Genomic DNA, 528 nt, shown 5'->3' with positions numbered 1-528 from the left:
CGCCTTCGACGTCTTCCGAGATGATGACCAGCGGCTTCGAGGTCTGCACGACAGCCTCGAGGATCGGCAGCATGGCCTGCAGGTTGGAGAGCTTCTTCTCGTGGAGAAGGATGTAAGCGTCTTCCAGGTCCGCGACCATCTTGTCGGCGTTGGTTACGAAGTAGGGCGAGAGATAGCCGCGGTCGAACTGCATGCCTTCGACGACTTCGAGTTCGGTCTCGGCGGTCTTGGCTTCCTCGACCGTGATGACGCCCTCATTGCCGACCTTCTGCATCGCTTCGGCGATCATCGAGCCAACCGAAGCATCGCCATTGCCGGCGATGGTGCCGACCTGGGCAACTTCTTCCGAGGTCTTGATCTTCTTGGCGTTCTTGATCAGCGTCGCGACGACGTCGGCAACGGCGAGGTCGATGCCGCGCTTCAGGTCCATCGGGTTCATGCCGGCGGCAACCGCCTTGTGGCCTTCCTGGACGATCGACTGCGCCAGAACGGTCGCGGTCGTGGTGCCGTCGCCGGCGATGTCGTTGG

1 protein-coding gene is annotated in these 528 nt (G+C 61.9%); it reads right to left on the bottom strand.

Annotated elements, in window-relative coordinates:
- Positions 1-528, bottom strand: a 528-nt coding sequence (locus EOC94_RS33490; protein ID WP_281032987.1) for a TCP-1/cpn60 chaperonin family protein, incomplete at both ends; no start/stop codon positions are given.

Origin of the sequence: Mesorhizobium sp. M6A.T.Ce.TU.016.01.1.1 (assembly GCF_003997065.1) — a bacterium.
GTDB lineage: Bacteria > Pseudomonadota > Alphaproteobacteria > Rhizobiales > Rhizobiaceae > Mesorhizobium > Mesorhizobium mediterraneum.
Note: the sequence above shows the minus strand (reverse complement) of the source record. Positions and strands in the feature narration are given on the sequence as shown.